Below are 9,816 nucleotides of genomic sequence, written 5' to 3'. Positions count from 1 at the left end.
AACTTAATCAATTTAATACATAAGCTTCCGAACATGTCCATGTGCTTTTGTCAGAATTTTTTTAACAAATATAGAAGATGGACTTGTCTCTGATGAAACAATTATTTTTATTGTCTTTAATAGGTATCTCACTTACAGGATGTATTGTTGCACCTTATGATGATGGACCACGCCATAGTCGTTATGATGACAGGTCACATCACCGCCATGATGGCAGAGATAGACGGTATGAACGTAAAACAACAGTGATTCAAACTGTTCCTGATAGACAGTATAGACGTTGGTAAAATAAAAAAGATTCCTTAAAGGAATCTTTTTTTATTTACTGTTTTTGATATAAACCTGCCCGAACAACACCTGCTTTAGTCTGTTTAATCAGTTGCCATGTTTGCGGTAATGAAAGTTGTGCCAACTCCCGGTCAGCTTCTACGTATATAAGTGCCTGACTTTTAATTAAAGGGTCGGCTAGAATTGCCAGTTCTGACCATAGATTTAAAGTATAAGGTGGGTCTAAAAAGACAACGTCAAATAATTGTTGTTGTAAGGACGGGAGTACATCCTGAGCTTTTGCAACTTTCAATTGACAGTTCGATGCCTGAAGTAATTGAATATTTTCTTTTAAAAATTTAGCCTGAATTTTATCTGGCTCAATCATTAAAAGTTCAGAGGCACCACGAGAGAGTGCCTCGAAACCAAGTGCACCAGAACCTGTGCAAATATCTAATACACTGGCATTTTGAATATCCCACATTAACCAATTGAATAATGTTTCACGGACACGATCAGGGGTTGGACGTAGTCCATCAATATTGGCAAAACCGAGTTGTCGGCGTTTCCATTTACCTCCAATGATACGGAGTAGATTGTTCTTCATTCGCTTACATCCGTACGCAATTCGTTATGAGGTGATGCATTGGTTGGTTTAGGTTTATTTGTTGATGATGTAGTTGTATTCCCTGAAGTTGTATTAGGTTTGTGTGGCATGGCATTTGGATCTGCGTTGAGATTACCTTCACCGCTAGGAAGTTCTCCAGGTTTGATTCCTGCTGTCATTAAACCGCCACTCACTTGATGGTTGGTTGGAAGAACCGGATTTTTCTGGCGTTTAACGAGCCAGTAATCAAATACAGGTTTGGCAAGCTGTGCTGCGGAGCCACCATGTCGTCCATTTTCCCAGACTACGGCAATTGCGATTTGAGGGTTTTCTGCAGGTGCAAAACCCACAAATAAACCATGATCTAGTTGACGCTCAGTCAGTGCAGCTTCGTTATAACGTTTACCTTGAGCAATACTTTTGACCTGAGCGGTCCCTGTTTTACCAGCAATAGAGTAGAGAGGTGTACGGATACCGCGACCTGTACCATTTTGTACAACATCAACCATAGCATCACGCATTTTAACCCAGTCGTCATCAGTACCGTTAAATTTGATTTTGCCATCGGGTGCATTTAATACAGTATGTGGTTTGGCACCTTTGCTAGCGCGGAGTACATGTGGCGTAATATGTGCGCCATGATTGGATACTATTGCCGTAGCCATAGCAAGTTGTAATGGGGTAGCTGTGAATGCACCCTGACCAATACTGACGGAAATGGTTTCACCTTTTAACCATTTCGTTTTGCGGGTGCGCATTTTCCATTCAGGATTTGGATATAAACCCTCACTTTCACTTGGGAGGTCAACGCCTGTTTTTGCACCAAAGCCAAATTGGCGCATCCATTCATTCATGCGTTCAATACCCATTTGATACGATAAAATATAAAAATAGGTATCACATGATTCTTTAATAGCTTTGTGAAGGTTTACGATACCGTGTCCAGTCTTTTTCCAGTCACGAAATTTATGAGAATCACCAGGCAAATGGAAGTAACCAGGATCATTGATCGTGGTACTCCAGTCGACAGTTTTAAAGTGTATACCACCTAAACCAGCCATTGGCTTGATCGTTGATCCAGGTGGATAAACACCTTGTACAGCACGGTTGTAAAGAGGCTGATCCAGATTGTCACGAAGGTTACTGTAATCGGTATGGTTAATACCGGTAACAAAAAGGTTCGGGTTAAAACTTGGGCTGGAAACTAGCGCTAAAATCTCACCTGTGCGTGGGTCAATAGCAACAATTGCACCACGTCTTCCTGCCAGCTGTTCAGCTGCGATATTTTGTAATCCGTAATCCAGAGAAAGATATAAATCATTACCCCGAACAGATTCTTTACGTCCCAAATGGCGGAGTACATTGCCATGTGCATCTGCTTCGATCGACTCATATCCTGGAGTTCCATGAAGTAAATCTTCGTAGGATTTTTCTACTCCGATTTTACCGATCAGGTTGGTTCCAGCATAAGAATCCTTATCAATGATCTTAAGCTCTTTATCATTGATACGACCTACATAGCCTATGACATGTGCAAATAGATCCCCATGTGGATAATAACGGGTCATCTGCGTTTCAATATCTACACCAGGAAACTGATATTTAATTTCGCTGAATTTTGCGATATCTGTTTCTGTCAGATTCAGTTTGAGAGTGACCCGTTCCGTTTTTTTAGCGGTTTTAATACGGCTATTGAAACGGTCAATATCTTCTTGAGTTAAGCTTAAGATCGGTGTTAAACGATGAACAGTGCTATCAATATCTTCTACATCAGCTCTACTTAATGTTGCTGTGAAAACAGGATAATTATCAGCAAGCAAGATACCGTTTCGGTCATAAATATAGCCACGTGCAGGCGCAATTGGTTGTAGCCTGATACGGTTATTATCGGCAGCCGTTTTAAATTCTTCATAATGAAAAATCTGTAAATAGGCATAGCGCGAGAGTAAAATCAGTAGAGCAAATACAACAATCCCAATCGCAAAATATACTCGACCACGGTAGATGCGCTTTTCTTGTTGGACGTTTTTAAGTGGAAAATGCTGCTTCATACCGAAATGACTTTACCAAAGCTTAGAGAGAAGAAAATTGGAGGCGCTCCATTTTAACCTATTATGCAGGTAATATTTAAAAATTTTTAAATTATGAAGAAATAAAAATGTATTCGGATTTGACTTTGTAGACAGTAAATTTGTGAGCTGTTGTATATAAGAAGCGGGATAAATCTGTTAAAGTCAAAAAAAATCAATCGATGGATTGTTATTAAATTAAAAATAGGGATTCTGGAGAAAATAATGAAAAAAATCTTTCCCTTACTCGTATTGAGTGCTATTGCAGGTTTTGTTCATGCAGATTTGGCATCTTATTTGCCGGAAGCGAAGTTAAAAAATGCAAATTTGGCGACATTCAATGTGGGTGCAGGGATTACTCAGCAAATTGGCCATCTCAATGCAGAATGGGTCAACCCATATGGAATTGCATATGCCAAAGCTGGTTTTTTTATCAATGGTGACAATGAACCTGCGGGGCAAATAGGATTTAGATATCCAGTTGTTTTAACTGGAAAAGACCACAATGGATATTATTTGGGCGTTTATGGCGGTTCGCTTCGAAGCAAGGCTACCCGAAGTGGTGATAAGGTTGCTTATGGTGGTGGTGCTGATCTATCTTTCGTCTGGCTTAATAAAGAACGCATTAGTACTTTAAGTGTAGGTTTAGGTGTAGGTAGTGAAATCCATGACGGTCAAGCGACAGTTTTGGAAAGAAAACCATTACTACAAATTGCCTACAGCTTAAGTCTAGGATTATAAAATCATTTATGATTATATTTCCCTGCTTTTACGACCGCAAATAGAAATAAATACGAGAGTCATGCATGTTTGGATACGTCAGTGATTTGTGGCAAGCCTTTTTAAACAGACCAGATCATTTAGCAGTTTTGAGTATTATCCCTGTAACTGCATTTGTGACTTGGGCACATGTCTGGATGGCACTGAAAATGGTGTTTTATCCAATCAAGTTCTGGGGCTTTCATATAGGACCATTACCAGTAGGTTGGCAGGGGATCGTGCCACGTAAAGCTGGTCGTATTTCTGGAATTATCACGGATAATACCTTGTCAAAACTAGGGTCATTACGTGAGTTTCTGGAAGCGATGGATCCAGAGGATATGGCACGGATCATTGGTGAACAGGTCGGTTTTGAACTTGAGCACTTGATTGACGAGGTCATGCTGGATCGTAATGCTGTCCTTTGGGAAAATTTACCCTATTCAATAAAAAGACGCATATATGCACAGGCACATAAACAGCTTCCTGCCATTTTAAGAGAGCTTGTAACAGAACTGACCATGAATGTTGAATCACTGGTCAATATGCGTGACATGGTGGTTCGCCAGATGGAAGGTGATCGCCGTTTAATGGTTCGTATGTTCTTGAAAGTCGGACAAAAGGAAATTAATTTTATTTGGCATATCAGTGCTTTAATTGGAATGTTCTTTGGTGTTTTTCAAATGCTGGTCTGGTTCTTGGTACCATGGCACTGGACAGTTCCATTTTGGGCAGCAATTTGGGGATTCTTAACCAACTGGATTGCGATCTGGATGGTATTTAATCCAGTTGAGCCACATTATATACGTTATCCGCAATTTTTTGAGTTTACCAAAGACCGTAAATTTCCATGGATTAAACCTGTTATTCCTAGACTTGGTACATATAATGTCCAAGGCGCGTTTATGAAACGCCAGGAAGAAGTTTCAGATGTTTTTGCAAGTGTAGTCACAGAAGACCTAATTACGTTAAAATCTATCATGACAGAAATGATGTACGGTCCTAAAAAGGACAAAACCCGCCGCATTATTAAACGTCATGTAAATGAAATTTTGGAAACGCCATTGGTTCGGACATCTTTACAGCTGTCTTTAGGACCACGCGAATATGCAAAATTAAAGACAGACTTGATTGATCGCTCAATTGAAATTACGATGGTGCCTGTATGCGACCCAGCCTTTAATGCGAGCCGTGCACAGAAAATCTTTCAGATGTTTAAAGAGCGTATTCGTGAATTGACACCACGAGAATTTCAAAACCTGTTACGTCCTGCATTTAGGGAAGACGAATGGATTTTGATTGTACTAGGCGGTGTAACAGGATTTATAGCGGGCTTGATACATTTGTTTGTGGCTTTCTTATAATTAGGTGCCTAGTCGATGCCGATTTATTCGACGCGCGAGGTATCATACATATTGTTTTAAATGAGGATGTTTTTTTATGCGCATTATCTTACTCGGACCACCTGGAGCAGGTAAAGGTACACAAGCTCAGTTGATCTGTAAGCGCTACAATATTCCACAAATTTCAACCGGTGATATGCTCCGTGCTGCGATTCGTGAAGGTACTGAATTAGGTCTTAAAGCTAAATCTGTAATGGAATCTGGTGGTTTAGTATCAGATGAGTTGATTATCGGTTTGGTAAAAGAGCGCATTGCGCAACCTGATTGTGTGAATGGCTGTATTTTTGATGGCTTTCCACGTACTATCCCGCAGGCTGAAGCTTTGGAAAAAGAAGGCATCAATATTGATCACGTTATTGAAATTGATGTTCCGGATGAGGAAATCGTAAAACGTCTCTCTGGTCGTCGCCAGCATCCTGCATCAGGTCGCGTTTATCACATCGTATATAACCCGCCTAAAGTGGAAGGTAAAGATGATGAAACAGGTGAAGACCTTGTACAGCGTCCAGATGATCAAGAAGAAACAATCCGCAAGCGTTTAGGCTCATATCATAATGAGACTGAACAACTGGTTGGTTTTTATCAAGGTCGCGCAGCTTCTGGTGAAAATGCACCGACTTATAATAAACTAAATGGTCTTCGTCCAATTGAAGAAGTTCAAAAAGATTTATTTGCTATTTTAGATAAATAAAATCTCAAAAGCTTTTAAGCTTTGACAATAAAGGAGTCCTGATTCATATTATGGCTCCTTTATTTGTTTCAAGATCGTGGAGTTTTACTTAAATGAAGACCGCTTTAATTGCTTTAGTAGTTTTAAGTATTGCTGCCTTGCTTGTTTTATTTTTTATGAGTTTTAAATTATTGCGTAGTGCTCAAAAACAGGCTGCATTGGAGCGCCAGAATCAAAGAAAAGAATATCAAATTCACCCAGAACTTGTGAAAGAGCAGCAAAAACTGGATGAAATGAAGAAGAGATTACAACAGAAAAATAAAAAAGGATGATCTTATCTCTGTTCTTTTGTCATCTGGATTTTCTCAAACCTCATTGTAAAGCCTAATAATGATTTGATTATTAAAATCATTTTAGGGCAAATATTGCCAGTATTTTTATTCGAGTTAATAAGGCACTATTTTTTACTGAAATTTAAGTGGATACTAATTATTCAACGTTTTAGCCGTTATTTCCCGTGTAGCGCCAAATTCATATTTATCTGGCCAATTACAGACATCAGAGACTACGCATTCCCCACATTTAGGTTTACGTGCTATACAGCAATAGCGACCATGTAAAATTAGCCAATGATGTGCATCAACGATAAACTCTTTTGGAATGACTTTAATAAGTCTTTGCTCAACTTCTAAAACATTTTTACCAACAGCTAAACCAGTACGATTTCCCACACGGAAAATGTGAGTATCGACAGCCATTGTTGGCATGCCAAAGGCTGTATTTAATACAACATTTGCTGTTTTACGCCCAACACCAGGTAAAGCTTCCAGATCTATACGATTGTTAGGAACCTCACTATTATGCTTTTCAATCAGCATCTTGCAGGCTTTAATGACATTTTCAGCTTTAGAATTATATAGACCAATGGTTTTGATATAATCCTTTAAACCTTCTACTCCAAGTGCATAGATTGATTCTGGAGTGTTTGCCACAGGAAATAATTTGTCAGTCGCTTTATTGACACTGATATCTGTGGCTTGAGCAGAAAGTGTAACTGCAACTAATAGCTCAAAAGGTGAAGAATAATTCAGTTCAGTTTTAGGATCAGGTCTTTGTTCTCGTAAACGTTCAAAGAAAATCTGGATCTGCTTTTTTGTCATATTTTTAACAGGCATGTCTTATTTCCTTTAAACACTTTGAAGTTGATCAAGTTGTTGCTGAAGTTGTTGTAATTGTAGCAACTTTTTATCATCAGAACGTACACTGAGCTGTTTTTCCAGTTTTTTGATTTGAGTTCTTAATTTTGCTAGTTCAATTGTGGTTTTTGCATCAACAATTTGAGACGTTTCAGTAGTTTTTTTCGAAATCTGGATAGAAGGAAAATCCTCATTTTGCTTGGAAAACTGAGCAAAAAATTCCGTATCAATTGCGGCACGGACTACAGGTCCCTTTCTATTCAAGCGCCTTTTTTCTTCACGTTGAATATGGGCATAATAACGTTGACGTAGATCATTTTGTTCCCTGATTTTTTCATCATCATTTGGAATTGGATTTTGGTCTTCAACCAGATCAATGCAGTCTACAGGGCATGGTGGAATACAGAGTTCACAACCTGTGCAAAGATCAGTAAGTACGGTATGCATAAGCTTTCCACTACCAATAATTGCATCAACAGGACAAGCACTAATACATTTTGTACAACCAATACATTCATCTGACCGAATTATGGCTTTCATCCGTTGTGGTCGACCATCTTTCTGAATGGGCCAGACACTTTCTTCAGCTTGTAAGTGAGGGCGTTGTAGAAGATTTGCCAAAGCATCTGCTACAGGTTGTCCTCCTGGAACACATTTGTTTGCTGCTTCGCCTTCTGCAATGGATTTTGCATAGGGTAAACAGCCATCTCTATGACCACACAGACCGCATTGCGTTTGTGGAAGAAGGGCGTCTATTTGCTTTATTAGGGAAATTTGCGAATTCATGCGATGAAATTAAATTAGAGAGATTGGCTAAACAAAAAATAGTGTGGCTTGAGCAATTTTAACATGTTTTTTGAAGTTAAAGTGTGCTCTAATTTGGCGTTATTTTAGCGCTAAAAATGTGCATAAAATATGGATGAATTCTAACTGTTATGCGAAGAATTTGGCATTATTTTGAAGAATAATTAGAAAATAAAATATTGAAAATAAAAATTATTTAAAAAAACGTTGGTAAAAGTATTGTAGATTCGTTACAAAAGATATTTAATACTTTGCGCCAAAATAAAACATTCTTATTGAATTTTTGACCAATTTTGTATCACCTTCTGCTGAGGAAAGAGCGTTGAAATATACTAGCCTGAATGACTTCTTAGATTACGTTAAAGCACGTGATCCAAACCAACCGGAATTTTTACAAGCGGTTGAAGAAGTAATGACCAGCCTTTGGCCATTTATAGAAAAAAATCCACAATATGCAGATTATGGTTTGCTTGAACGTCTAGTTGAGCCAGAACGTGCTCTTCAGTTCCGTGTTTCGTGGGTTGATGATAAAGGGCAAACACAAGTAAACCGTGCTTTCCGTGTTCAATATAACTCTGCTATTGGACCATTTAAAGGTGGGATGCGTTTTCATCCGTCAGTAAATTTATCAATTTTGAAGTTTCTTGGTTTTGAACAAACTTTTAAAAATGCCTTAACAACGCTTCCTATGGGTGGTGGTAAAGGCGGTTCTGATTTTGACCCTAAAGGTAAGTCAGAAGGCGAAATCATGCGTTTCTGCCAAGCGTTAATGATTGAATTATATCGCCATCTTGGTTCAGACACAGACATCCCGGCTGGGGATATTGGTGTAGGTGGACGTGAAGTAGGGTATATGGCTGGGATGATGAAAAAACTCAGCAATGATACTTCATGTGTATTCACTGGTAAGGGGATGTCATTTGGTGGTTCTCTGGCACGCCCTGAAGCAACAGGTTTTGGCACTGTATATTTTGCAGAAGAAATGCTTAAAACACGTAATGATAGCTTCACAGGTAAAGTCGTAACAATCTCGGGTTCAGGTAACGTTGCACAATTTGCTGCTGAAAAGGCAATGTTCCTCGGCGCTAAAGTTGTTTCCCTTTCAGATTCAAATGGTACTGTATATGTGAAAGATGGTTTCACTGATGCGTTACTTGCTGAGGTTATGGAGCTTAAGAACGTTAAACGTGGACGTATTTCTGAATTTGCTTCTAAACACGGTTTTGAATATCTTGAAGGACAACGTCCATGGGGTATCAAATGTGATATCGCACTTCCTTGTGCAACTCAAAATGAGTTAGATGCCGATGATGCTGCAAAACTTTTAGCAAATGGGGTGATTTGTGTTGCTGAAGGTGCAAATATGCCTTCTACGCTCGAAGCTGTTGAAAAGTTTGTTGAAGCAAAAATTCTTTATGCACCAGGTAAAGCTTCTAATGCAGGTGGTGTAGCAACTTCTGGTCTGGAAATGTCTCAAAATGCAATCCGTTTAGGGTGGACTTTCGAAGAAGTAGATGAGCGCTTACATGCGATTATGAAAGAGATCCACCGCAACTGCGTAAAATTTGGTACTCAGGAAGATGGCACTGTGAACTATGTAGATGGTGCAAATATCGCTGGTTTCGTAAAAGTAGCTGATGCAATGCTTGCTCAAGGCGTATATTAATATTGTGCCTTGTATCAGATATAAGATTAGTTATTGATCTAAACTGATAAAAAACCCCTTCATCTTGAGGGGGTTTTGTTTATTTATCTTTATATTAAATAATAAAGTTCATAATATTATTTGTGATCAATATGATTTATTTGGGTTAAATCATTCATTTTATTTGTAGCTTGGAAAATATGATTTTTACCATCAGGCATTTTAAGATGCAAATATTTTTTTTCATGATCTATAACCTCAATTTTAAAAAGAAGAGGTGTTCTAGCTATAGAATTTATAAAAGACTCCTGTCGTGTTAGTTCATCATTACATTGCATGGTTGTACTTATTAAATAGTTAATAGGTATTATTTGTTGTGCTGATATTTTATATTCC

Annotated in this window: 11 protein-coding genes; 6 read left to right on the top strand and 5 right to left on the bottom strand. The window is 38.5% G+C overall.

All coding sequences use genetic code 11. The features are described from left to right. Nucleotides 1-92 precede the first annotated feature (92 nt). Nucleotides 93-287 carry a hypothetical protein gene (locus KPC_RS14310; protein WP_227591435.1) on the top strand — a complete coding sequence of 65 codons (195 nt, stop codon included), beginning with the start codon at nucleotides 93-95 and terminating at the stop codon, nucleotides 285-287. A 35-nt stretch (nucleotides 288-322) separates the two neighbouring features. On the opposite strand, the gene rsmD is transcribed toward KPC_RS14310, so the two are convergent. Then, nucleotides 323-874 carry a 16S rRNA (guanine(966)-N(2))-methyltransferase RsmD gene (rsmD, locus tag KPC_RS14305; protein ID WP_121975034.1) on the bottom strand — a complete coding sequence of 184 codons (552 nt, stop codon included), beginning with the start codon at nucleotides 872-874 and terminating at the stop codon, nucleotides 323-325. Continuing rightward, nucleotides 871-2,925: a penicillin-binding protein 2 gene (mrdA, locus tag KPC_RS14300; RefSeq protein ID WP_121975033.1), complete on the bottom strand. Its 2,055-nt coding sequence runs from the start codon at nucleotides 2,923-2,925 to the stop codon at nucleotides 871-873. Before mrdA ends, rsmD begins: the two co-directional genes overlap by 4 nt. A gap of 243 nt (nucleotides 2,926-3,168) precedes the next feature. Here mrdA and KPC_RS14295 point away from each other — a divergent pair, with 243 nt between their 5' ends. From KPC_RS14295 to KPC_RS14280, 4 genes are all read left to right on the top strand, one after another. Next, nucleotides 3,169-3,684 carry a hypothetical protein gene (locus KPC_RS14295; RefSeq protein ID WP_121975032.1) on the top strand — a complete coding sequence of 172 codons (516 nt, stop codon included), beginning with the start codon at nucleotides 3,169-3,171 and terminating at the stop codon, nucleotides 3,682-3,684. Between the two features lie 65 nt (nucleotides 3,685-3,749). After that, the gene (locus tag KPC_RS14290; RefSeq protein ID WP_121975031.1) at nucleotides 3,750-5,066 is read left to right on the top strand and encodes a hypothetical protein; all 1,317 of its coding nucleotides are present in this window, start codon (nucleotides 3,750-3,752) and stop codon (nucleotides 5,064-5,066) included. 76 nt (nucleotides 5,067-5,142) lie between these two features. Continuing rightward, nucleotides 5,143-5,796, top strand: coding sequence for an adenylate kinase (adk, locus tag KPC_RS14285; protein ID WP_121975030.1), 654 nt, complete (start codon nucleotides 5,143-5,145; stop codon nucleotides 5,794-5,796). Nucleotides 5,797-5,888: 92 nt separating this feature from the next. Next, nucleotides 5,889-6,107, top strand: a complete 219-nt coding sequence (locus KPC_RS14280; RefSeq protein ID WP_121975029.1) for a hypothetical protein — start codon at nucleotides 5,889-5,891, stop codon at nucleotides 6,105-6,107. 153 nt (nucleotides 6,108-6,260) lie between these two features. Here the strand turns inward: KPC_RS14280 and nth are convergent, their stop codons facing one another. Then, nucleotides 6,261-6,950: an endonuclease III gene (gene nth, locus KPC_RS14275; RefSeq protein WP_121975028.1), complete on the bottom strand. Its 690-nt coding sequence runs from the start codon at nucleotides 6,948-6,950 to the stop codon at nucleotides 6,261-6,263. A 12-nt stretch (nucleotides 6,951-6,962) separates the two neighbouring features. Further along, nucleotides 6,963-7,757, bottom strand: a complete 795-nt coding sequence (locus tag KPC_RS14270; protein ID WP_121975027.1) for an RnfABCDGE type electron transport complex subunit B — start codon at nucleotides 7,755-7,757, stop codon at nucleotides 6,963-6,965. A gap of 286 nt (nucleotides 7,758-8,043) precedes the next feature. On the opposite strand from KPC_RS14270, the gene gdhA reads away from it, so the two are divergent. Next, nucleotides 8,044-9,441, top strand: a complete 1,398-nt coding sequence (gene gdhA, locus KPC_RS14265) for an NADP-specific glutamate dehydrogenase (RefSeq protein WP_171334506.1) — start codon at nucleotides 8,044-8,046, stop codon at nucleotides 9,439-9,441. 116 nt (nucleotides 9,442-9,557) lie between these two features. Here the strand turns inward: gdhA and KPC_RS20425 are convergent. Beyond that, nucleotides 9,558-9,816: hypothetical protein (locus KPC_RS20425; RefSeq protein WP_171334505.1), on the bottom strand; the 259-nt coding region annotated here is incomplete at its 5' end.

This window comes from Acinetobacter stercoris, from assembly GCF_900323515.1.
Taxonomy (GTDB): Bacteria; Pseudomonadota; Gammaproteobacteria; order Pseudomonadales; family Moraxellaceae; genus Acinetobacter; species Acinetobacter stercoris.
The sequence above is the reverse complement of the archived record's forward strand: the minus strand, read 5'-3'. Positions and strand labels throughout refer to the sequence as shown.